Source organism: Kitasatospora sp. NPDC092286 (assembly GCF_044755565.1).
Lineage (GTDB): Bacteria > Actinomycetota > Actinomycetes > Streptomycetales > Streptomycetaceae > Kitasatospora.
Map to the genome: position 1 here is coordinate 13,078 of NZ_JBIVRD010000054.1, position 21,679 is coordinate 34,756.

Annotated in this window: 20 protein-coding genes; 7 read left to right on the forward strand and 13 right to left on the reverse strand. The window is 73.4% G+C overall.

The window, feature by feature from the left end; genetic code table 11:
- Nucleotides 1-254: 254 nt before the first annotated feature.
- The 5 genes from ACIQIB_RS35490 to ACIQIB_RS35510 all read right to left on the reverse strand — a co-directional run bounded on the left by ACIQIB_RS35490 (nt 255) and on the right by ACIQIB_RS35510 (nt 6,274).
- Nucleotides 255-1,052: a sterol carrier protein domain-containing protein gene (locus ACIQIB_RS35490; RefSeq protein WP_400763085.1), complete on the reverse strand. Its 798-nt coding sequence runs from the start codon at nt 1,050-1,052 to the stop codon at nt 255-257.
- A gap of 46 nt (nt 1,053-1,098) precedes the next feature.
- Complete coding sequence (locus ACIQIB_RS35495; protein WP_400763087.1) at nt 1,099-1,890, reverse strand: putative protein N(5)-glutamine methyltransferase; 792 nt, start codon at nt 1,888-1,890, stop codon at nt 1,099-1,101.
- A gap of 478 nt (nt 1,891-2,368) precedes the next feature.
- Nucleotides 2,369-4,462, reverse strand: a complete 2,094-nt coding sequence (gene ligA / locus ACIQIB_RS35500) for an NAD-dependent DNA ligase LigA (protein WP_400763089.1) — start codon at nt 4,460-4,462, stop codon at nt 2,369-2,371.
- A 49-nt stretch (nt 4,463-4,511) separates the two neighbouring features.
- The gene (locus ACIQIB_RS35505; protein ID WP_400763091.1) at nt 4,512-5,159 is read right to left on the reverse strand and encodes a ScbR family autoregulator-binding transcription factor; all 648 of its coding nucleotides are present in this window, start codon (nt 5,157-5,159) and stop codon (nt 4,512-4,514) included.
- 425 nt (nt 5,160-5,584) lie between these two features.
- The gene (locus tag ACIQIB_RS35510) at nt 5,585-6,274 is read right to left on the reverse strand and encodes a ScbR family autoregulator-binding transcription factor (protein ID WP_363612267.1); all 690 of its coding nucleotides are present in this window, start codon (nt 6,272-6,274) and stop codon (nt 5,585-5,587) included.
- An 87-nt stretch (nt 6,275-6,361) separates the two neighbouring features.
- Here ACIQIB_RS35510 and ACIQIB_RS35515 point away from each other — a divergent pair, with 87 nt between their 5' ends.
- The 3 genes from ACIQIB_RS35515 (at nt 6,362) to ACIQIB_RS35525 (ending at nt 9,406) form a co-directional block, all read left to right on the forward strand.
- Complete coding sequence (locus ACIQIB_RS35515; protein ID WP_400763092.1) at nt 6,362-6,550, forward strand: hypothetical protein; 189 nt, start codon at nt 6,362-6,364, stop codon at nt 6,548-6,550.
- 258 nt (nt 6,551-6,808) lie between these two features.
- Nucleotides 6,809-7,960 carry a Cmx/CmrA family chloramphenicol efflux MFS transporter gene (locus ACIQIB_RS35520; RefSeq protein ID WP_400763094.1) on the forward strand — a complete coding sequence of 384 codons (1,152 nt, stop codon included), beginning with the start codon at nt 6,809-6,811 and terminating at the stop codon, nt 7,958-7,960.
- 75 nt (nt 7,961-8,035) lie between these two features.
- Nucleotides 8,036-9,406: a condensation domain-containing protein gene (locus ACIQIB_RS35525; protein ID WP_363612273.1), complete on the forward strand. Its 1,371-nt coding sequence runs from the start codon at nt 8,036-8,038 to the stop codon at nt 9,404-9,406.
- Nucleotides 9,407-9,559: 153 nt separating this feature from the next.
- On the opposite strand, the gene ACIQIB_RS35530 is transcribed toward ACIQIB_RS35525, so the two are convergent.
- The 3 genes from ACIQIB_RS35530 to ACIQIB_RS35540 form a co-directional block, all read right to left on the reverse strand.
- The gene (locus ACIQIB_RS35530) at nt 9,560-9,856 is read right to left on the reverse strand and encodes a phosphopantetheine-binding protein (RefSeq protein ID WP_400652997.1); all 297 of its coding nucleotides are present in this window, start codon (nt 9,854-9,856) and stop codon (nt 9,560-9,562) included.
- A complete protein-coding gene (locus ACIQIB_RS35535) occupies nt 9,853-10,104 on the reverse strand; it encodes a hypothetical protein (protein WP_400763096.1) in 252 nt (83 codons plus the stop codon). The genes ACIQIB_RS35530 and ACIQIB_RS35535 overlap by 4 nt, the downstream gene beginning before the upstream one ends.
- Before the next feature lie 165 nt (nt 10,105-10,269).
- Nucleotides 10,270-11,769, reverse strand: a complete 1,500-nt coding sequence (locus ACIQIB_RS35540; protein WP_363612279.1) for a class I adenylate-forming enzyme family protein — start codon at nt 11,767-11,769, stop codon at nt 10,270-10,272.
- A gap of 546 nt (nt 11,770-12,315) precedes the next feature.
- Between ACIQIB_RS35540 and ACIQIB_RS35545 the strand changes: the two genes are divergently transcribed.
- Entirely contained in the window at nt 12,316-12,867 is a 552-nt protein-coding gene (locus tag ACIQIB_RS35545) for a YceI family protein (protein WP_363612281.1), read from the forward strand.
- 80 nt (nt 12,868-12,947) lie between these two features.
- Here the strand turns inward: ACIQIB_RS35545 and ACIQIB_RS35550 are convergent, their stop codons facing one another.
- Complete coding sequence (locus ACIQIB_RS35550; RefSeq protein ID WP_400763098.1) at nt 12,948-14,171, reverse strand: serine hydrolase domain-containing protein; 1,224 nt, start codon at nt 14,169-14,171, stop codon at nt 12,948-12,950.
- A gap of 193 nt (nt 14,172-14,364) precedes the next feature.
- Nucleotides 14,365-14,769, reverse strand: coding sequence for a RidA family protein (locus ACIQIB_RS35555; protein ID WP_400652992.1), 405 nt, complete (start codon nt 14,767-14,769; stop codon nt 14,365-14,367).
- 223 nt (nt 14,770-14,992) lie between these two features.
- Between ACIQIB_RS35555 and ACIQIB_RS35560 the strand changes: the two genes are divergently transcribed.
- Entirely contained in the window at nt 14,993-15,613 is a 621-nt protein-coding gene (locus ACIQIB_RS35560; protein WP_400763100.1) for a C40 family peptidase, read from the forward strand.
- 206 nt (nt 15,614-15,819) lie between these two features.
- Here ACIQIB_RS35560 and thrS read toward each other — a convergent pair whose 3' ends face one another.
- From thrS to ACIQIB_RS35575, 3 genes are all read right to left on the reverse strand, one after another.
- Nucleotides 15,820-17,076, reverse strand: a complete 1,257-nt coding sequence (thrS, locus tag ACIQIB_RS35565; RefSeq protein WP_400652988.1) for a threonine--tRNA ligase — start codon at nt 17,074-17,076, stop codon at nt 15,820-15,822.
- A 277-nt stretch (nt 17,077-17,353) separates the two neighbouring features.
- Complete coding sequence (gene lpdA / locus ACIQIB_RS35570) at nt 17,354-18,763, reverse strand: dihydrolipoyl dehydrogenase (RefSeq protein WP_363612291.1); 1,410 nt, start codon at nt 18,761-18,763, stop codon at nt 17,354-17,356.
- A gap of 151 nt (nt 18,764-18,914) precedes the next feature.
- Nucleotides 18,915-20,477, reverse strand: coding sequence for a M28 family metallopeptidase (locus ACIQIB_RS35575; protein WP_400653055.1), 1,563 nt, complete (start codon nt 20,475-20,477; stop codon nt 18,915-18,917).
- Nucleotides 20,478-20,648: 171 nt separating this feature from the next.
- Here ACIQIB_RS35575 and ACIQIB_RS35580 point away from each other — a divergent pair, with 171 nt between their 5' ends.
- Nucleotides 20,649-20,825 (forward strand): antitoxin, encoded by a 177-nt coding sequence (locus tag ACIQIB_RS35580; RefSeq protein WP_400763102.1) that lies wholly within the window; start codon nt 20,649-20,651, stop codon nt 20,823-20,825.
- A gap of 364 nt (nt 20,826-21,189) precedes the next feature.
- On the forward strand, nt 21,190-21,675 hold the full coding sequence (locus ACIQIB_RS35585) for a TrkA C-terminal domain-containing protein (RefSeq protein ID WP_363612295.1): 486 nt from the start codon (nt 21,190-21,192) through the stop codon (nt 21,673-21,675).
- Nucleotides 21,676-21,679 lie beyond the last annotated feature (4 nt).

Genomic DNA, 21,679 nt, shown 5'->3' on the forward strand with positions numbered 1-21,679 from the left:
AGCCCCGGGGAACGCCAGAGCCGCAGGTCGGACGACCTGCGGCTCTGCCGGATGGGGCAGGCGACGGAAACCGAATCCGACGCACCCCACAAACCCCTTGGCACTATGGCGAATTCACCGGATCCCGCACGAATCCGCGCCCGCCCCCACCCGAAGCCAAGGTACGACGCGCCCTTCACCCACTACCCGGCGACGGCCCGGGCCCCAGGCCCTCGCCGTCCTGCGGCCCGTGCCCGGCAGTACGCCCGCCTCGGTCAGTACACCGGGAACGACTCCCCACCCGGACAGAACGGCGCGCCCTCCGCCCGCAGCGCCGTGTCCAGCGCGGCCAGCGCTCCCGGGCGGCTCTCCCGCACCCGGCCCGTTCCGGCCAGCGACGCCAGGGCCGTTCCACCCAGGTAGGCGGAGCCGAGATCGGCCACCGGCAGCGCCAACTCCACCTCCCGATCGGTGCGTTCGCACAGCGCCGGCCGGCCGGCCCCGGCGCGCAGCAGGTACCGGCCGGTGTTCCAGGGGCAGAAGGCGTCCTCGACCTCGATCACCGTCTCCACCTGCGCCGCGTACGGGCGCGCCGCCAGGGCGCGTGCCACGTCCACCAGGCGTACCCAGAGCCGGTCCACCACCGTGCTGCGCAGGGCCCGTGGGTCGCGCAGGAGATACGGCAGCGCCTCGTCCACCGCGCCCTCGTGGGTGAGCCGGTCGAACAGGTCGACACCGATGAGGTGGCCCCAGAGCCGCGCATACGCCTGCGGGCTCGCCGCGGCGAGCTCCACGACCCGCACCGTGCCGCCGCCGGCGTCACCGTTACCGCTGAACGCCTGGCGCTCGGCGGACTTGAGGCGGTAGAGGGCGTAGCCGGTGGGGGTGCCGTCCGCGTCGTGGTGGACGGCGTGGCGCAGGGCGGTCGCGCCGTCCCGGATCCGGGGCTCGTCGTACAGGCGGACGTCCCAGAGCGGGGTGGTGCGCCGCGGCCAGCCGGTCCGGGTCCGCCGCACCCCGTCGTACACCGCCTCCACCGCCGGGCGGGCGCGGTCGGCGTCCAGCAGCCGCACCCGCCCGGTGCCCGGTGCGCAGGCGTACCGACGGGCCGGCCGGTGGTCAGCGGCGCGTGGCGGTCACCACGGTCGCGTCCAGGTCCTCGCACCAGGAGAGGGCCGCGTCCAGTCCGGCCGCCCCCGCCACCGCGAGGGCCTCCGGCGCCTGCCGCTCGCTGGTCTCGAACAGCAGCGAACCGCCCGGGGCCAGCCACTCCGGGGCCTGCCCCGCCACCCGGCGCAGCACGTCCAGGCCGTCCGCACCGCCGTCCAGCGCGGGGCGCGCCTCGTGCAGGCGGGCCTCCGCCGGCAGCAGTTCGATGTCGGCGGTCGGGACATAGGGCACGTTGGCCAGCAGCACGGTGATCCGGCCCCGCAGGGCCGCCGGCAGTGGCTCGAAGAGATCGCCCTGGAACACCCGGCCCCCGACGGCGGCCAGGTTCCGGCGCGCGCACCGCACGGCGGCCTCGTCGACGTCCGCCGCGTACACCTCGACCGGGAGTCCGACCGCCGTCACCAGAGCCGCTGCCAGTGCGCCGCTGCCGCAGCACAGGTCGACCACCAGCGCGTCCGCGCCCGTCAGCCCGGCCGCGGTGCTCACCAGGAACTCGCTGCGGCGCCGGGGGACGAACACGCCGTCGTCCACGCTGATCCGCAGGCCCCCGAACTCGGCCCAGCCGACGACGTGCTCCAGCGGACGGCCCTGCGCCCTGGACCGGACCATGCCCGCCAGCTGAGCCGGTGTGGTGGCGGCGGCGAGCAGGATGCGCGCCTCGTCCTCGGCGAACACGCACCCCGCCGCCCGCAGCCGGGCGGCGACCGACGAACGCAGCAGCACAGAAGAGAAAACCGACAAGAGAACCCCTCAAAGAAAAGGCGGAACAATCCGCCAGGGCTCCCCACAAGGCCGTCACCGAACCGGCGCGGCGCGCTATGCGCTCGGCGCCACGCCCACACGGCCGTTCCCGGGGAGCACCCGCTCCGACACACCGGTAATGGGTCTCACCTCCCCAAGATCGCGATCACATTCGGCACCGGTCACCCTACCCCACCCGGGCGCCGCCCTTCGCCGGGCGGGGGAAGGGGCCCGGGTGGGTCTCCAGCTGCGGTGACCCGCCTCCACCGCGCCCGGCAGACACCGTTCCCCGACGGCGTGCCGGGCGACCTCGACGGCGTCAAACGCTTCTTCGGCCACGGAGAGGTGACGCGCCTCGACCATGCGGGGCGTCGCACCCGTGACCGGCGGCGGGCCGACGTGGCAGGCCTGGGCCCGGGCGCCCGGGCAGGGGCGGAAGCGGAAGCCAGAGCCGAAGCCGGAGCCGGAGCCGCGGATGTCAGCCGAGCTGATCGGCGACCAGGACGGCGAACTCCTCCGGGGTGACGATCCGGATGCCCAGCTCCTCCGCCTTGGCGCGCTTGGAGCCGGCCTTCTCCCCGGCGACCAGCAGCGTGGTGCGCTTGGAGACGGACGAGGAGGCCCTGCCGCCGGCGCGCTCGACGAGTTCGTTCACCGCGTTGCGGGACAGCTCGGCCAGGGCGCCGGTCATGGCACCGGTGACGACCACGTGCTGGCCGGCCAGCGGTCCCACCGCCGCTCCACCCTCGGCCCCCTCGGCCCCGTCCTCCACCCCGTCGGCTGCCGCCGTGGACCCGCCGGCCCTGGCCGGTACGACGGGCGCGGTGACCGCGGTACCGACGTTCTGTGCGGTGAGCCGGTCCAACAGGACCGCCACCTCGGCGAGTTCGGCGACGATCACGGCGGCCTTCTCGACACCGATGCCGTCGACCTCGGCGAGCGCCTCGGCGTCGGCCGCCCGGATCGCCGCCAGCGCGCCGAAGTGCGCGGCGATCCGGCGGGACATCGTGCGGCCCGTGCCCCGGATCCCGAGCGCGCAGAACACCCGGTTGAGGGGCTGCGCGCGGGCGGTCTCGATGGCCGCGAGGAGCTTGTCGGCGCTGGTGTCGCCCATCCGCTCCAGGGTGAGGAGCTGCTCCCTGGTGAGGGTGAAGAGGTCGGCGAGGTCGGTGACCAGTCCGGCCTCGACGAGCTGGACGGCCCGGGTGCCGCCAAGGCCCTCGATGTCGAGCTGGTCGCGGCCGGCCGCGTAGATGATCGAGGCGACGGTCTGGCAGGCGCGGCCACGCACACAGCGCCAGCGCTGCTCGGAGGTGTCGATGGCGTCCCCGCACCGTGGGCAGACCTCGGGGAAGACGACCGGCTGCTCGGCACCGGTGCGCTGGTCCGCCAGCGGGGCCTCGACCCGGGGGATGACATCACCCGCGCGGTAGACGAAGACCTGGTCGCCGATCATCAGGCCCCGGCGCTCGATGTCCGCCGGGTTGTGCAGGGTGGCGTAGGTGACGGTGACGCCGTCGATCACCACCGGTTCCAGGACGGCGCGGGGCGCGATGATGCCCGTCCGGCCGACGTTCCACTCCACGCCGAGCAGCCGGGTGACCTTGTGCTGGGCCTGGAGCTTGCGCGCGACCGCCCAGCGCGGGGCGCGGGAGCCGGACCCGGCCTGCTCCTGGTCGGCGACCGCGTCCGCCTTGACCACGACCCCGTCGATCCCGAACGGCAGGGCGGCGCGCAGGGCGGCGATCTCGTCGATCCGCTGCTGCGCCTCGGCGAGGGTGGCACAGCGCCGGGGGTCGGCCGCGGTGCCGGCGGCGGTGTGGGCACCGAGCCCGGCGAGGCGGGCCAGGAGCTCGCCGTGGTCGAGGCCGGGCAGGCCGAGGGCGTCGTAGGCGAAGAAGGTCAGCTCGACGCGGTAGGGGCGGTCCTTGGCGCGCAGAGTCCCGGCGGCGCCGCTGCGGGGGTGGGCGAAGGCCGTCGCGCCGTGGGCGGTGCGGACGGCGTTGGCGTGCTCGAACTGCTCGTGGGTGAGCAGGACTTCGCCGCGCAGCTCGATGTCGAGCGGTTCGGCGAGCCGGTCGGGCAGACCGAGGACGGCATCGGCGGCGTGGGTGATGTCCTCGCCCGCGAGACCGTCGCCGCGGGTCAGGACCTGGGTGAGGCGGCCGGCCCGGTAACGGGCGGCGACGGCGAGGCCGTCCAGCTTCGGCTCGACGCACCAGGCGGTCACCGGCCGGCCGAGGCGGCGCTCCAGACCGGCCGCCCAGGAGTCCAGCTCCTCCGCCGAGAAGACGTTGTCGAGCGAGAGCATCGGCACCGAGTGCGGAACGTCGCCGACCACCGCGCCGCCGGCGACCTTGCCGGTCGGGGAGTCGGGGAGCACCTCCTGCGGGTGCTCGCGCTCGTAGGCCTCGATCGTGCGCACCAGGGCGTCGTACTCGTCGTCGCCGAGCGGGGTGGTGCCGTCGGCGTAGTAGGCCGCGGCCGCGCGCACGGCGGTGGCGACGGCATCGGCGTAGGCGTCCGGGGAGGCCAAGACAGCGGGAGAGGCCAGGGTGGCTGCGTCCTTCATACCGCCATCATGGCGACTCGCACTGACATTCGCCCCGCACCGGCCGGCGTCAGCGGGGCGGGGGCCCGGTCCGGTAGGCGCCCACCGCGCCCGGGGGCACCAGGCAGGGCAGCAGCCATTCCCAGAGCGCCTCGACCCGGCGCGAGAGCTCCTCCCGGCCGCACCCGCCGCCGGACACCACCTCCAGCCCGCACGCCGCCGTCACCACCAGCGTCTCGGGCCCGACCCCGCCCGAGCGGTCCCGCAGCTCCCCCAACCTGCGTGCCGCGGAGAGCAGTTCCCGCACCACGCCCGCCCATACCGCGTGGAAGCCCTCCACCCCGGACATGGAGCCGACCGGCCCGGTCCCGCCCTGCCACACCCCGCCCTCGCGGCCGAGGCGGAACGCCGCCCGCGTCACCGCGTCCGACTCCAGCGACTCGACCAGCCAGTACCCGGCGTCGATCACTGCCTGCAGCGGCGACGCACCGGCCCGCAGCGTGCCGCAGGCCGCACGCATCGAGCCCTCGGCGCGCTCCAGCACCGCCCGCGCCAACTCCTCCTTGGAGGCGAAGTGGAAGTAGAGCGCCCCCTTCGTCACTCCGGCCGCCCCCGCGATCTGGCCCAGCGTCGCCCCCGCGTAGCCGCTTCTGTCGAAGAGCGCCGCACCCGCCTCGACCAGACGTCCCCGTGTCCGCTCCGACCTCTCCTGCACCACCGAACCCACAACCCTTCACACCCGCAAGCACATCAGGACCGCCGCCGTACCCGCGCCCGGACTGGCGCCGACTCTCGCCCGACCCGGGTGAGGCGTCCGCCGCCCGGAGCACCCTCGCCCCCGGTACCCGCCACCACCTCCGCCCGCTCCGACTCCCCACGCTCCGGCCCCGCCATCAGAACCGAACGCCGCAACCGCCGCAACCCCGCCGACGGCTCCATCCCCAACTCCCGCACCAACGCCCCCCACCGAGGAGGCCCGACCGACCCTCGGCCCCCGCACCCGACACCGCCCCCGGAAACGGCGAAGGCGGCGCCGGACCTCACCGGTCACGCGCCGCCGCCGAATCCCCCTGCCCAGCAAGGACGTTCACGGAGTGACAACACGGGCGAGCCCTACCGGCCCACGTGCCGCCCCCGGCACCACTACGCCACGCCGACGCCCTCCGCCGCCACATCGGCCACCGCCGCCGCACGGGCCGCCGCGACCTCCGCCACGACCTGCGCTCCGCGGTCCGGCCCCATCAGCAACGAGCCCAGGACGCCCGGCACCGCGATGCTCGGCATCACATGCTGGAACAGACCCGCCACCCGACGCTCCAGGTCCACCCGCCCCGACAACTTCTGCGACTGGATCTGCACCCCCGCCCACGACGCCGTCACCAGCCACGCCGAATCCGCCGGCACCACATGCGGCAACAGTTCCCCCCGCTCCCCCGCCGCCACCAGCAACCCCTCCAACCGCACGATCCACCCCGGAACCACACCCCCACCCAGATCCCCGAACGCATCCTGGCCCAACGACAACCGTGCCCCCGCACTCAACAGCGGATCCCGCGGCATCAGATGCGCCACCACCATCCCCGTATCCACGAACTCCTGCAGCTTGCAAACCCGTTCAGGAATCTCCTCCTGAACGAACTGCTCCTCCACCACCCCCTGCGCCAACTCCCGCTTCGACGCGAAATGGAAGTACACCGCCCCCCGCGTCACCCCCGCCCGCGCCACCACCTCACCAATCGTCGCCCCCTCATACCCGAACTCATCGAAAACCGACGCCGCCGCCTCCAGAATCGCCCGACGCGTCCGCACCGCCCGCTCCTGCCGCACCACCACAACCACCCCACCCTGCGCACCTGGAAAACAAAACCAAACACCCCGTATCTTAACAAGCAGCCACCGTCGGGCCACAAGGACGTGACCATGAATCGCCACATCCTCATCACCGGCACCACCGGCTTCATCGGCACCGCCGCCACCCGGGCCGCCCTGCACACGCCAGAGCGCCGGCCGCGCCCCCTCCACCACCGCACCGCTCCCGTGGTCCCCGCCGACCGGGCGGACCTCGCCGACCCGCACCACCCCGAACTCCTCACCGATTCGCGCGCATAGAAACCGGATATTCGGTATGCAATCCGCGAAGTCCGGCTTGCGGCCGGGCCGATCCGCGGGGCACCCGAACTTCCTGGCGACCGCGAGCCCACCGTTGCTACCCTCTGCCCCATGTCAAGCCCTGAGGCGTCAAGACGCTGACCACCACCGGCCGCCGCACGCGCGGCCCCTGGTGGTACCGCGAGCGCGTTCACCGGCGGATCCGGCCGTTGCCCGGATCCGCTGCCGGGGTTTTTCGACATGGTTGCGGGGTTTGCTGTGCCCTTCGTTCTCTATCTGCTCGCCCTGGCGGTCTTCGCCCAGGGGACTTCCGAGTTCATGCTGTCCGGTCTCGTGCCGGACCTCGCCGACGACCTCCAGGTGTCCGTCCCGGCCGCCGGAGCGCTGAGTTCGGCGTTCGCCGCCGGGATGGTCGTGGGGGCGCCGCTGATGGCGGCGGTCGGGAGCCGCTGGTCGCAGCGGCGCGCGCTGGCGACCTTTCTCGGGGCCTTCCTGCTCGTTCATGTGATCGGTGCGACCACCAGCAGCTACCCGGTGCTGCTCGCCTGCCGGGTGGTCGCCGCGCTCGGTAACGCCGGCTTCCTCGCCGTGGCCCTCAGCACGGCCGTCGGGCTGGTCGCGCCGAACGCCAAGGGGCGCGCCACCGCCGTGCTGCTGGGCGGCACCACCATGGCCTGCGTCGTAGGTGTGCCGGCGGGCGCCCTGCTCGGACAGGTGTGGGGGTGGCGCGCCGCCTTCTGGGCGGTGGCGGTGGTGACGGCACCGGCCCTGATCGCCGTCCTGAGGTCACTGCCCCGCCCGACGGCCGACACCGCGGCCGAGCAGCCGAAGGCTCCCTCCCCTCGCGATGAACTGCGCGCCCTGCGCCGGCCTCGGCTGGTCCGCATCCTGCTGCTCGCCGCCCTGGTGAACGGCGCCACGTTCTGCGGTTTCACCTACCTCGCGCCCCTCGTCACGACCGTCACCGCCATCACGCCCGGATGGGTCCCGGCGGTGCTGGCGCTCTTCGGGCTGGGTGCCTTCGCCGGCGTCACCACGGCCGGCCGCCTGGCCGACACCCGGCCCGGCCTCCTGCTGCCGGCGGGCGGGGCGGTTCTGCTCACCGCCTGGTCGGCCTTCGCGATGACCGCCGACGAGCCGGTCGCCGCCCTCGGACTGGTCCTGCTCCTGGGCTCGTTCTCCTTCGCCGTCGGCGCCACGCTGGTCGCGGAGGTCCTCTACGCGGCACCGGACGCCCCGACGCTCGCGGGCGCCTTCGCCACCGCCGCGTTCAATGCCGGGGCGACGGCCGGCCCGCTCCTCGGCGGCACCGCCATCGACGCGGGCCTCGGCTACCGCTCGCCGCTCTGGGTCAGCGCGGTGCTGGTCGCGGCCGCCCTGCCGCTGGTCCGCACGGTGGGCAGGCGGTAGCCCGGGCACGATGGAACGCCCTAGGATCCGGTGCCACATGATGGTCTGTACCACCGGAAGGCGGGGGACGTCCCGATGCCGATGCACGACGACGGGCTGCAAAAGGGCGGGCGGCTGGAGGTCCGCTTCGAGGGGCTGGCGGAGGAGGCCGGACCGGCGACCTGGGGGCAGCGGACGATCTGGGCACCGATCTCCTGGTACGCGCCCGACGACCACTACTTCAACATCGCGCTGCCGCTGGAACTGCGCCATCCCGTCGAACCGGAGGCGTTCGGGGCGTCGCTGCGGGCGCTGCTGGAGCGGCACGAGTCCCTGCGCACCCTGTACCGCCTGGCACCCGACGGCTCGCTGGAGCAACGGCTGCACGGGCGGGGCATGCTGCCCGTCCGGCTGGTTCCGGCCCCGGCCGGCGAGCCGGTGGCCACCGCCCTGGGGCGCGTCGCCGCGCAGGACAGGGCGGTCCGTTTCGAACTGCTCGGGGACGGGCTGCCGTTGCGGGTCAGTGCGGTGCTGGTGGACGGCCTGGTGGCGGGAGCGGTGCTGACCGTGGCGCACATCGCCGCCGACGGCACCGGAGCGCAGGTGGTGCGGGACGACCTGCGCCGGCTGCTCGTCCAGGCGCGGCGGCGCCCGGGCACCCTGCCGCCGCCACCACCGGGCCGCCGGCCGAGGGAACAGGCCGCGTACGAGGCCGGCCCGCAGGCGGCCGCCCGCAGCAACGCCGCGATCGGCCTCTGGACCCGACAACTCGCCGGGATTCCGGCCTCCCTGTGGCCCGAGGAGGCCGGCCCCGGGGAGGCGGAGCGCTGGTGGGAGGGCGAACTCGTCTGCCCCCGGCTGGACTCGGCGAGCCGGGTGGCGGCGGTCCGCACCGGAACGTCGGCGAGCGCGGTCGTCCTGGCCGCCGTCGGGGTGGAGTTGGGCGAGCGCACGGGTGCCGACGCCGTCCCGCTGAAGGTCATCATGGGCAACCGGGTGAGTGAGGCCCAGCGGACGGCGGTCGGCGCCTTCGCCCAGAACGGCCTTGTCGTCCTGGGGACTTCCGGCGACTTCGACGAACTGGCCCAGCGGGCCTGGCGGTCCCAGATGCAGACCTTCCGGCACGGCCACTACGACCCCGGCGCGCTGGCGGCGGCGGTGGCGGAGGAGGGGAAGCGACGCGGCACCGAACTGGACCTCAACGCGCTCTTCAACGACCACCGCGAACCGGACCGCCCGCCGGGCGGCGGCGCACCGGAGCAGGGGGATCCGGACGGTCTCCCGGCCGGGCGCTTCGGGTGGCGGTCGCGATGGGCCCGGCAGGACTGCAAGTTCTTCTTCGGCCTGGCGCACCGCGACGGCGAGGCGCTCGCCACCCTGCTGGTGGACACCCGGTACTTCCCCGCAGCCGAGGTCGAGCCCTTCCTCCGAGCGGTGGAGGAACGCGTCACCCGGGCCGCGCGCTGACCCAACCCATCGGCCCTGGCGGGCGTTCGCAGCGGACCGGGGTGCTCGCCGTCGCCGCGAACGCCGCCGACGTATCGGGCGGGGACCCGGGTTCCCCCTGAGTCACGCCTGCGGGAAACCGCCGGACACCGCGCGGCACCTGCCGAGGTGCCGTCAGCTCCCTCCCGGGCCGGCCACACCGTGCCCGACCGCCAGGTGCTCGGCGAGCGCGCCGAGGCTGCGCAGGAAGTCGCCGCCGCCGTCGAGGTCGAGGAAGACCTCGAACCGCTCCTCCACCGCGTCCACCAGGCGGAGTTGGGCGAGCGAACCAATGCCCAGCGCGACGAACGGGGTGTCTGCCGCGGCCGTCAGCTCGGCGGCGGTCACGGCTCCGTCGGAGGCCTCGGCGACGAAGCCGGCCAGGATGGTCAGCAGGCCCTCGGCCTGAACGGTGCTCACACGGTCGGTCACAGCTGCTCCTTCACGGCCTCGGCGAGGCCGGTCGCATGGGGGGTGTCGAAGAAGACGTCGAACTCGACGTCCACGCCGTGGGACGTACGGATCCGGGCGGCGGTGTCCACCCGCTCGAAGGTGATCCGCCGCGACAGGTGGAAGCCGGTGCGCGCGGCGCCGAGGCGCTCGGTCAGCCAGACGCCCTGCCGCGAAAGGCCGACGGCGGTGGGGGTGACGGGGGACGGTTCGGGGGTGCGGTCGGGCATCGACAGCTCGCTTCGGAGTCGGGAGGTGCCAGGGGAGGGGGAGACGCGCAGGGGCGCTCCGGTCGGACGGCGGGTACGCCGACGCGCCGGGTGACGCCGAGGACGGCGGGTGGGCCGTGAAGGTGGAGGTACGAAGGCGGGGCCCTGACGGAGCGGCGGTCCCGGTCAGGCCGGGGCGGCCAGCAGTTCGCGCACGGCGCGCTTGAGCGGCTTACCGCCCTCATTGCGCGGCAGCGTGTCCAGGGTGGTGATCCGGACGGGGATCTCGTGCCCGGCGAGCCGGTCGGCGAGGAAGGCCCGGAGGTCGGCCGGTTCGAACCCGGCGCCGGGGACGGGGACGACGGCCGCACCGACGCTCATCCCGAGGACGGGGTGCGGCAGCCCGACGACGGCCACCTCGGCGACCGCCGGGTGCTCCAGCGCCGCCGCCTCGACCTGGAGGGTGGAGACCTTGTACGCACCGGACTTGATGACGTCGGACTCGCGATCCACCAGGTGCAGGTAGCCGTCCTCGTCGAGGAAACCGACGTCGCCCATCCGGACCCAACCGGTGCGGAAGACCGCCGCGCTCGCCTCGGTGTCACGGTAGTAGGCACGCTGGGCCCCGGGCGAGCGCAGGTGGACGTCCCCGGTCTCCCCCGGCGGCAGCGGTCGGCCGTCCGGCCCGGCCACCATGACCGTGCCGTGTACGGCCAGGCCGAGTGCGGTCGGGCGGTCCGGGTCGTAGATCATCGCGGTCTGCGCGGGCGCGGCCTCGGTGGAGGTGTAGTAGTTGACCACGGTGGCGTTGGGGAACGCCCGGGTCAGCGCGGCGGCCACGGTGGGCGGCAGCGCGGCGGCGGTCGAGCCGAGCAGTCGTACCGAGGAGAGGTCGTAGCGGGTGTGCACGCCGGCGTTGAGCAGTTCGGCGGCCATCGCGGGGACCACGAACACGCTTCCCACCGACCGCTGTTGGATCAGCCGGGCGAACCGGCCCGGAGTGAAGCGGGTGGCGACCAGGGCGGCCGGGTGTGCGGTGAGCGCGTTGATCAGCATGGTCTGCCCGGCGTTGGTGCCGACCGCGAAGGAGTGCAGGAACTCCTCCGAGTGCGCCAGCGGCCGGTGCCTGGCCGTCGGCCGGGTGCCGTGGACGACGTTGCCGTGGGTGGCGAGGACACCCTTGGGGCGCCCGGTGGTGCCCGAGGTGTAGAGCACCTGGGCCAGGTGCTCGGCGGTGACCTCCGGCAACTCCACGTCCTCCAGAGCCGGTTCGGGCACTTCGGCGGCCAGCTCGGCGGGCCCGGCGACCCACCAGGAACCGCCGGGTACGGTCGCGGCGGGGCCCGCGATCAGGCCGGCGGCCCCGCAGTGGCGCAGCACATAGGCGACCGCCTCGGCCGGCTGGCGGTCCGAGACCGGCACGGCGACGGCGCCGGCCCTGGTCACCGCGCAGTAGTGGACGGCGAATTCGGGCCAGTCGCGCAGTCCGAAGAGCAGGCCGACCCGGTCACCGGGCCGGATTCCGCGCCGGACCAGGGCGGTCGCCGCGGCGGTCGAGCGGTCCTGCCACTGGGCGAAGGTCAGCCGCTGCCCGTCGTCCGTGCTGATCGCCGTGCGGTCGGGCTGTGCCGCCGAGCGGAGCTCCAGCAGACCGTGCACGGTGCGGCCGGCCGGCGGCCCGGCCACCCGGGCCGCACCGGAAGCGGTCCCGCCGACGGCAGTCCCACCGGCAGCGCCCCCATCGGACGCAGTCCCGCCGGAAGCGTTTTCGGCATCGCCAACCGTGGCTCTGTGCATGGAACCTGACACTCTCCCCGTTGCCCCATCAGGCCGGCCCCGAACACCTCTCCATAGGGCATTGGTCCAGACCTGGCTGAGAGAGTGGCACAGCCGAACTCCGAGGGTCAAGGAACTGCCGGAATCTTCCGCGCGAAGAATCCGCAGGTCGTCGGTGCTATGCGCGTAGCACCCGGGGCGGCTCCCCCACCGCGACACCCCACCGGTCCGGCGACGCATGGCCGGACCGGCGTCGCCGCGCCACCGGCCCGCCCGCGCCCGGCAGCACCCGCCAGGACCCAGCTGGGCCGTCCGGGTGAACAACCGCATGCGGGGCCGGACGTAACCGCCTAGCGTGGCCCAAGGCGGCCCGGCCCGCGTTCGACCGGCCACCCGGCCCGCATCGGCACCGCCGTCGCACCGCCGCCACCGCACCAGCCAGGAGACCCGCTGACCATGACTGCCACCCTCTCCGACCTCACCGGCGACTACGTACTGGACCCCGCGCACACCCGGATCGGATTCGTGGCGCGCCACGCCATGGTGACCAAGGTCCGCGGGTCCTTTCACACCTTCGAGGGCACCGCCCATCTGGACGGCGGCGACCCGGGCCGCTCCACCGGCCGGGTGTCGATCACCACCGACAGCATCGACACCGGCAATGAGCAGCGGGACGGCCACCTGCGTACCAACGACTTCCTCGACGCCCCCAACTTCCCGGCGATCACCTTCACTTCGACGGCGGTCGAGCGGAAGAGCGACACCGACTACGTGGTCACCGGCGATCTCACCATCAAGGAGACGACCCGCCCGGTCAGCATCGACTTCGAGTACACCGGCAACGCGCGCGACCCGTTCGGCAACCTCCGGGTCGGTCTGGAGGGCTCGGTCACGATCAGCCGGAAGGACTACGGCATCACCTGGAACGCCGCGCTGGAGGGCGGTGGCGTCCTGGTCGGCGACAAGGTGGTGCTGGAGTTCGACATCTCCGCGATCAAGCAGGAGTAGTCCGCCGTTCGGGCGCTCCACCGCCCGCCGCCCGGGCGGGTACCGCGGCCGAGGAGCCGTGGTACCCGCCCGGGCCGCCGTCAGCGCTTGCCGCAGAAGGCCGCGTTCAGGAAGGCCCAGTCCGCCTGCGCCTGCGCCGTCTGCTCGGCCTCACCACCACGCGGGGTGAAGGAGAGCGCGACCTGCCGGTCCGCGGTCCCCCAGAGCTCGGTGGAGTAGCCGAAGATCCCGCCGTTGTGGCCGAGGATCTCCCCGCACGAAAGCTGCACCCGGGCCAGCCCGAGCCCGTACTCCGCCTGGACCTTCTTCTCCTCCCCGAGCGGGATCATCGAAGTCATCTCGCGCATCAGCGAGGGCTTCAGCAGCTTGCCTCCGATCAGGGCGCGTTCGAAGCGGAGCAGGTCGTCGGTGGTCGAGATCAGCTCCCCCGCGGCACCGGCCCAGGACGGGTTGTGTTCGGTCACGTCCACGTCGTTCTGGGCCGGGTCGGGAGACTCGCCCAGCGTGAGGTAGCCGTGCGCGTGCGGCCCCGGGATGCCCCTGGAAAGTCCGGGGAAGGTGGTCCGCGTCATCCCGAGCGGCCGCAGGATGCGCGCCGAGACCTCCTGCGCGTAGCCGTGCCCGGTGACCCGCTCGATGATCATGCCGAGCAGGGTGTAGTTGACATTGGAGTAGTGGTGCCGCGTCCCCGGCGGGAAGTACGGCGCGTGCGCCGTCGACGCGGCCACCAGCTCGCGCGCGGTGACGGTGCGGTTCAGCCCGCCCTTGGCGACCCACTCCCGGAGCGCGGGGAGATCGGCCTCGTCGGGGAAGATCCCGCCCTTCTCGTTGGTCGGGTCCCAGAGTCCGGAACTGTGGTTGAGCAACTGACGGAGGGTGATGTTCGCACCGTTCGGGATGAGCCCCGGCAGGTAGCGCTCCACCGGGTCGTCCAGGCCGAGCCGGTGCTCTCCCGAGAGCTGGAGCACGGTGGTGGCGACGAACATCTTGGTGACGCTCCCCGCCCGGAAGCGTCCGTCCCCGCGTACCGGCGCGCCCGTGGCCTGGTCCGACACCCCCGAGGTGCCGCGCCAGACCCCGGCACGGTCACGGATCTCCGCGATGGCGGAGGTCGCGCCGGCCCGGGTCAGCCCTTCCAGCGCGGTCTGCCGCTGCCCCCCGCCGAAGGTGCCGGCCACATTCTCGGCGCCGGCCGTGCCGACCGTGTCCACGGCGCCCACCGTGAACGCGACGGCCGGTACGGCCGGAGCCGCCAGTGCCAGACAGACCGCTGCGGCCAGTCCGCAGGCGAAACGACGTTTCATAAGCCCTCCCCTTGGTCAAGGCGGACGCCCCGTCCGCCTTGTCGCCAGCCTGGCCGTTGCACGGCCTTCGGGTCGTCGCCCCAGGTGAGGAGCCGAGGGTAGATCGGCAGAGGTACCCCGGTACGCCGCCGGGAGGAGACGGGCCCGCCGAGAACGCGCCCAGCAGCGTACGCCCGACGGCCGCGCTCCCGGCTCAGGGGAGCACGGCGACCGCCTCGACCTCGACGAGCTGGTTGTCGTACCCCAGCACGGTCACGCCGAGCAGGGTGCTGGGCACGTCATGCCCGCCCAGGTACTCCCGGTAGACGTTCCACACCTTCACCAGGTCTGCCTGATCCGAGGAGGCGACGTAGACGGTGGTCCGGACGAGGTCGGTCAGCGCGGCGCCCTCTCCTTCGAGCACGGCTCTCAGGTTGCGCATCGCCTGGTGGGCCTGCCCCTCGTAGTCGCCCAGCGCGACCGTCCGCCCCTCCGTGTCCAGCGGGCAGGCGCCGGCGAGCCAGAGCGACCGGACCGGCGCGTCGACGGCCGCCCCGTAGGCGTAGTCCACGGCCTGGGTGAGCTGCGGGTTGCGAATCAGTCGGACGGCACTGCTCATCGGGCTCTCCAGAGGTCGAAGGGCGTTCACCGTCCATGCTTGGCAGGTGGTGATCACCCGTCAACCGATTTACCGGCGGACGGTCCGCGCCCCCGGCCCGCGCCTTCCGGCGCCCGTGCTCCCGGTTCACCGCTGTGGGTGATGGCGGGTCGGACCGCCCGGCCGGAATCCTGGTGCTCCGTCGGACAGCGGGTGTCGGACAGCGGAGCGCAAGGGGTCTGCCATGGTCTTGTCGTCCTCGGGTCGAGGTGTCGGCCGCCGCCGGGTGCTGGGGCTGGCCCTGGGGGCGGGCGTCGCCCCGGCACTGGCGGCCGCCCCGGCGGGGGCCGCGGCCCCGGCCACCACCGCGCGGTCCCCCGAACCGTCCGCCGAGCCGGGCCCGCTCGGCCGGCGGGTCGCCGAGGTGGCGGCCGCGCAGATCGGGGTGCCGTACGCGTGGGGTGGCGGCGACCGGCTGGGGGCGGGCCTCGGGTTCTGCGACGAGGAGAACGGCTGCCTGAACGGCGAGTGCCTCGGCGAGAGCACGGTCGGCTTCGACTGCAGCGGGCTCTCCCTGTACTGCTGGTACCGGGCCAGCGGCGGCGCGGTGGAGCTCGCGCACTACACCGTCGCCCAGTACCACCGCTCCGCCGCCGTGGCGCGCGCCGACCTGCTCCCCGGCGACCTGCTCTTCTTCTCCCGCCCGGACGCTCCGCTGCACCACGTCGGGATCTATGCGGGCGAGGGCGCGATGATCCACGCCGAGCGCACCGGGACGCTGGTCGCCCGCCTTGAGGGCGTGCTCGAAATCCCCCGCTGGGCAGGCGAGTTCGCGGGCGCCAGGCGCCCGTCGGCACTCGGGTAGCGGCTGCTCCGCGTCGGCCGGCCCCTGGTGGACGCGGAGCGGCAACCCTGGAGCGCCTGGCGCTTCTGCGCGCCCGGCGGCGCGAGGACGTCGTCCCGCACCGCGCGGGCCTCGGCGCCCACCGGAACGTCGCGCACCGGGCCGTCCTCGGGCAGCGGGTGCGGCGGCCGCCCCGGCCGACGCACCGCTCCCCCTCACAGGGCCGCCTACACGGCACCGTCCCACAGGTCGGCGCCGTCCCACAGGTCGGAGCTGCCCGCCGCGACCAGGGCGCCGATCCGGGCCAGGGCCTGGCCGGCGGGCAGCGGGTCGAGTCGGCGGCCGTCGCGCAGCCGCAGGGCGACCAGGTCGTCCGCCGCCTCCCTGGCCCCGACCACGGCCTGGTAGGGCACCAGTCGGGCCGCCCGGATCCGGGCACCCAGGCTGCCGTGCTCGGGCCCGGCGACCTCGGCCCGCAGGCCCAGGTCGAGGCAGCGCTGCCGGAGCCGGTCCGCCGGTGGCAGCTCGTCGTCGGAGACGGGCAGCAGCACGATCTGAGTGGGGGCCAGCCAGGCCGGGAACGCGCCGCCGTACAGCTCGATGAGGTGGGCGACCACGCGTTCGACGCTGCCGATGACACTGCGGTGGACCATCACCGGCCGGTGCCTGGCGCCGTCGGCGCCGATGTAACGCAGGCCGAAGCGCTCCGGCTGGTGGAAGTCGATCTGCACGGTGGAGAGGGTGGACTCACGCCCGGCGGCGTCGGCGATCTGGATGTCGATCTTGGGCCCGTAGAACGCCGCCTCCCCCTCGGCCGCCTCGAACGGCACCCCGGAGCGCTCCAGCACCTCGGTCAGCAGCGCGGTGGCCCGCTCCCAGAGCGCCGGATCGGCCACGTACTTGCCGCCCTCTCCGGGCAGCGAGAGGCGATAGCGGACCGGACGGATGCCGAGCGCGCGGTGCGCCTCGCGGATGAGCTCCAGCGCGGCCACCGCCTCGTCGCCGGCCTGCTCGGGGGTGCAGAAGACGTGCCCGTCGTTGAGCTGGATCGCCCGCACCCGGGTCAGCCCGCCGAGCACCCCGGACGGCTCGGAGCGGTACATGCTACCCAACTCGGCCATCCTGAGCGGAAGTTCCCGGTAGCTTCGGGCCCTGGATCGATAGATCAGGGCGTGGTGCGGACAGAGGCTGGGCCGCAGCACGACCTGCTCGGCGCCCAGGTCCATCGGAGGGAACATGTCCTCGCGGTAGTGCGACCAGTGGCCGGAGATCTCGTACAGCTCGCGTTTGCCGAGCACCGGCGAGTACACGTGCCGGTAGCCGGCCCGCCGCTCACGCTCACGGATGAACTCCTCCAGGGTGTGCCGGACGGCAGCCCCGGCCGGCAGCCAGTACGGCAGGCCGGAGCCCATCAGCGGGTCGGTGTCGAAGAGTTCGAGCTCGCGGCCGAGCTTGCGATGGTCGTGCATGGCGGTGGTCTCCACTCGGTTCTGCGGGCGAGTGGACCGGTACGGCGAAGCCCCGGGGCACTCACCCCGGGGCTTCGGACTAGCTCAGCAGTCAGCGCGCCGGGACTCTCTCCGGCGTCGTCGTGACGACAACAGCGCGCTTCATGGTCGCCACGGTAGCAGGCCGACGGCCCCTGAGGCAGGAAATCTGGCGGGACACCGAAGACCCCACGGTGCTCAGTGCGGGGACCACGCAGCCGCGCGCCGGCGGGGCCCACCCGAGGCGGGTGGCGGCCCTCGCCGTCCCGGCGGATCACATGTTGATCATGTGACCGGCCAGCCCGTGGATCGCCTCCTTGACCGCCTCGCCGAGGGTCGGGTGGGCGTGGACGTTGCGGGCGACCTCGTGCACCGTCAGGTCCCACTGCTGCGCCAGGGTCAGTTCCGGCAGCAGCTCGGTGACCTCGGGCCCGATCAGGTGGGCGCCGAGCAGCTCACCGTGCCTGCCGTCGCTGATGACCTTGACGAATCCGATCGGGTGCCCGAGGCCGTGCGCCTTGCCGTTGGCGGCGAACGGGAACTTGGCGACCTTGACGTCGTGTCCCAGCTCCCGGGCCTGTGCCTCGGTGTAGCCGAAGCTGGCGATCTGCGGCTGGCAGTAGGTCGCGCGCGGGATCATCACGAAGTCCAGCTCCATGGTCTCCGCCCCGCCGATGGTCTCGGCGGCGATCACACCCATCGACTCGGCCGCGTGGGCGAGCATCAGCTTGGCGGTGACGTCACCGATCGCGAAGATGTGCTCGACGCTGGTCCGGCCGCGCCCGTCCACGGCGATCGCGCCCCGGTCGGTGAGCTTGACGCCGGTGTTCTCCAGGCCGTAGCCGTGCACCCGGGGTGCGAAGCCGATCGCCTGGAGCACCTTGTCGGCCTCCAGGACCTGCTGCTGCCCGTCGCGGACCACGGTGACCTTCACCCTGGCGGCCGGGTCGCTGTCGTCGATGGACTCCACCCGGGTGGAGGTGAGCACCTCGATGCCGAGCTTGCGGTACTGCTTGGCGAGTTCGGCGGAGACCTCGACGTCCTCCAGCGGCACCATCCGGTCGAGGAACTCGACGATGGTGACCTTCACCCCGTAGTTGTGCAGCACGTAGGCGAACTCGACGCCGATCGCGCCGGCGCCCGCGATGATGATGCTGCCCGGAAGCTCCTCGGCGAGGATCTGCTCCTCGTAGGTGACCACGCGGTCGCTGAGGCTGGTGCCGGGGAGCAGCCGGGTGGTGGCGCCGGCCGCGATGACGCAGTGGTCGAAGGTGACGACCTCGAAGCCGCCGCCGCTGAGCGCGACCTGGAGGGTGCGGTCGTCGACGAAGGTGCCCCGGCCGTCGTACTCGGTGATGCCGTTCTTCTTCATCAGGTAGTGGACGCCCTTGACCCGGCCGTCGGCGACCGAGCGGCTGCGGCGGAACGCCTCGCCGTAGTCGAAGCTGACCTGGCCCTCGACCTTGATGCCGAAGGTCTTGGCCTCCTTGGTGACGATGTGCGCCAGCTCGGCGTTGCGCAGCAGCGCCTTGGAGGGGATGCAGCCGACGTTCAGACAGACCCCGCCCCAGTACTTCGCCTCGATGACGGCGGTGCGCAGGCCCAGCTGAGAGGCCCGGACGGCGGCGGTGTAGCCGCCGGGGCCCGCGCCGAGGACGACGACGTCGTAGTGCGTGCTGCTCATGGTGCTGACTCCTCCGGAGGTGCCACGGTGACGTGATCCGGATGCCATCGTGTCAGGAGCCCGGCCGGCGCACCCATCGGGGCCCTCCGGACGCCCGCCTCCGCCGGCGGGCCGCACCGGGAGCGGCGGGCCCGCCGGCGGAGGCCGCGCGTCAGGCGTCCACCTCGTGGGTGTGGCCCTCGCGCAGGCCGCCGCCGCTGCCGGCCTGGCCGTCGGTGTGCTGCGGCGTCACCGGCGCGTGCAGCGAGGAGAGGTCCCAGGCGTAGGTGCCGACGGAGTCGGCGATCACGTCGATGTTCACGTCGAAGGCGCCCAGGTCCAGGTTGCCCAGGTTGTCGCAGGCCTTGTGGTAGCACTTGTCGAACGCCACTCCGGCGGTGCCGCCGTACCGGGCCGCCTGCGCCGCGGACTTGATCACCTCGGCGCCGGTGTCGGTGCCGCCGGCCGGGATGCCCGCGTCGATGAACGGTCCGTAGTCGGAGCGGCCGGTGAAGTCGGTGCCCTCGTGGGCCTTGCCCCGGCGGTCCAGGTAGTCGGTGATGTGCCGCTCCAGCTGTGCCGAGCCGTCGGGGCCGGGGCCGGAGCCGACGTGGTCGGAGTCGTCGCCGTCGTAGACGAACTGGGCGAAGTTGGGCGAGGCGATCATGTCGAAGTTCAGATAGAGCTTGATCTTCTTCTGCTCGGCCTCGGACAGGGACGTCACATAGGCCTCGGAGCCCTTGAGGCCGAACTCCTCGGCGGACCACCAGGCGAACTTGACCTTGTTCTTCACCGGCCGGGTGCCGAGGTTCCTGGCGACCTCCAGAATGCCCGCCGAGCCGGAGCCGTTGTCGTTGATACCCGGTCCGGCGGCCACCGAGTCGAGGTGGGAGCCGATGAAGACGGTGTTGTTCGCGTCCCCGCCGCGGGTCTCGGCGATCACGTTCCAGGTCGTGCGCTTCTCCATGAAGGTGCGGATGTCCAGGCCGACCGTGACCGGACCGGCGGCGGCCTCGGCGGCCAGCGCCTGGCCGGCCGCCTGCGTGATCCCGCCGGTCGGGACCCGGCCCGCCGTCGGGTCGGTGAGGGTCCCGTTGAGGTCGCCCTCGGTGTTGTTGTAGATGATCGCCCCGACCGCGCCGGCCGCCGCCGCCGCGGCCTGCTTGATCGCGAAGCTGCAGCCGCCGCGCTTGATCAGCGCGATCTTCCCGGTGAACGCGCCGACAGCGTAGTCGCCCGCCTCGCAGCCGGTGGTGTCGTCCACCGGGACGACCGCCAGCTCGGCGGTGAGGCCGGCCGCCGGGCCGCCGGCCGAGTACGTCATCGCCTTCACGGGCACGGACTCGTTCTGCGGCGACAGGACCGTCAGCCGCTCCGTGAGCGCCTCGAAGAACGTGTACTCGAACTCCTGCTTCGACACCTTCAGCCCGGCCCGGCGGGCCTGCTCGTAGACGTAGCGGGCCGACTCGTCGTGCCCCCGCGCGCCCGCCACCCGGGTGCCGCCGTTGCGGTCGGCGATCCGCTGGAGGACCTTCAGGGTGTCGTAGGCATCACGGGCACTGCTCTCCGCGACCAGCCGCGCCGCCAGCTTCGCCCCCTTCCGCGCCGGGTCGGGGTCGGCGGCGGCGCTCCCGGCACCGACCAGCAGCAGCGGGGTCACCAGGGCCGCCACCGCGAGCGCGGCGCCCGCGGCACGGCGGGCCGGAGCGGCCGAGGAGCGGGGCGGGGCGGTCAGGCGACGGGTCCAAGCGTTCAAGGCGAGTCCTTCCGACAGTCCGTGGGACTCCCGATTTGACATGCCCGGCGTCGGCTTGCCAACCCCGCCGCGCAAGCTGACCGGATGCGGACACCCGGCCGCGCGGTGATCCTGGAAGGGAGGGGGCGTCTCATCCAGGAGTGTGACCGCATGTCCATGATCGAGAAGATCAAGCAGATGCTGAAGGGCCACGAAAGCCAGGCCGAGAAGGGCGTCGACAAGGGCGTCGACATGATCGACGAGCGTACCCAGGGCAAGTACAGCGGGCAGGTGGACACCGCCCAGGAGAAGCTCAAGGACCAGTTCCGCGACCAGCCGCCCCAGTAGCCCTCGGCCTCGCGCCATTCGCGGGCCCGACAGCCCGCCGGAGCGGTCCGACCGCCCCGTGGACCCCGCACCCCGGTCCGACGCCCGATCCGGACCGGGGTGCCGCATGTCTCGGGACCCGCGCTTCCGGGGCTCCGCATCCCGGCCGATCCCCGGGCCGCCGAGCCCCTTCTCCGGGGTGCTCGCCACGCCGTCGACGTCCCCGGCCACCGGCGGACTTTACATACTCATTACTATTGGCGGTAGCGCTTCCGCGTGCCGCACGTGGAGCGGCGCAGGTCACCCCCGCACCGCCCGCCAGGCCGGCCCCTGTTCCGGCGCAGTCGCGCACGCCGTTGGAAGCCCTGACGAGAGGACAGCCGCCGTGTCGATCCCCCGTGTCCGGACCACCACCCTGCCTGGTGTCGGCGTCCAGTACGACCTGACGACCCGAGAACAGCGGCACCTGTCGGTCATCGCGCACCGGGACGGCTCACGGAGCCTCAACGTCTACCGGTCCGACGACCCCGACGCCTGCTCCCAGGCGTTCCGGCTGACCGCCGATGAGTCCGCCGCCCTGGTGGACGCCCTGACCCCGGCCCACCACAGCCCGGGTCTGCTGCACACCACCGACCTCGGCCTGGTGGCCGAGCGCATCCCGGTCAGCGGCACCTCGCACTGGAACGGCCGGCTGCTCGGCGAGACCCAGATGCGGACCGCCACCGGCGCCTCCATCGTCGCGGTGCTGCGCCGCACCGATGCCGTCCCCTCCCCCGCGCCGGACTTCCGGCTGGCCGGCGGGGACATCCTGATCGTCATCGGTACCCGCGAGGGCGTGGACGCCGCCGCCGCGATTCTGGGCAGGGAGTGATCGG

Excerpts from the sequence above, each read along its gene's own strand:
- ACIQIB_RS35525 (WP_363612273.1), top strand. The coding sequence starts at position 8,036 with ATGCCGATGCACGACGACGGGCTGCAAAAGGGCGGGCGGCTGGAGGTC.
- ACIQIB_RS35515 (WP_400763092.1), top strand. The coding sequence starts at position 6,362 with ATGAATCGCCACATCCTCATCACCGGCACCACCGGCTTCATCGGCACC.
- ligA (WP_400763089.1), bottom strand. The coding sequence starts at position 4,462 with ATGAAGGACGCAGCCACCCTGGCCTCTCCCGCTGTCTTGGCCTCCCCG.
- ACIQIB_RS35550 (WP_400763098.1), bottom strand. The coding sequence starts at position 14,171 with ATGAAACGTCGTTTCGCCTGCGGACTGGCCGCAGCGGTCTGTCTGGCA.
- ACIQIB_RS35555 (WP_400652992.1), bottom strand. The coding sequence starts at position 14,769 with ATGAGCAGTGCCGTCCGACTGATTCGCAACCCGCAGCTCACCCAGGCC.
- ACIQIB_RS35580 (WP_400763102.1), top strand. The coding sequence starts at position 20,649 with ATGTCCATGATCGAGAAGATCAAGCAGATGCTGAAGGGCCACGAAAGC.
- ACIQIB_RS35560 (WP_400763100.1), top strand. The coding sequence starts at position 14,993 with ATGGTCTTGTCGTCCTCGGGTCGAGGTGTCGGCCGCCGCCGGGTGCTG.
- ACIQIB_RS35545 (WP_363612281.1), top strand. The coding sequence starts at position 12,316 with ATGACTGCCACCCTCTCCGACCTCACCGGCGACTACGTACTGGACCCC.
- lpdA (WP_363612291.1), bottom strand. The coding sequence starts at position 18,763 with ATGAGCAGCACGCACTACGACGTCGTCGTCCTCGGCGCGGGCCCCGGC.
- ACIQIB_RS35535 (WP_400763096.1), bottom strand. The coding sequence starts at position 10,104 with ATGCCCGACCGCACCCCCGAACCGTCCCCCGTCACCCCCACCGCCGTC.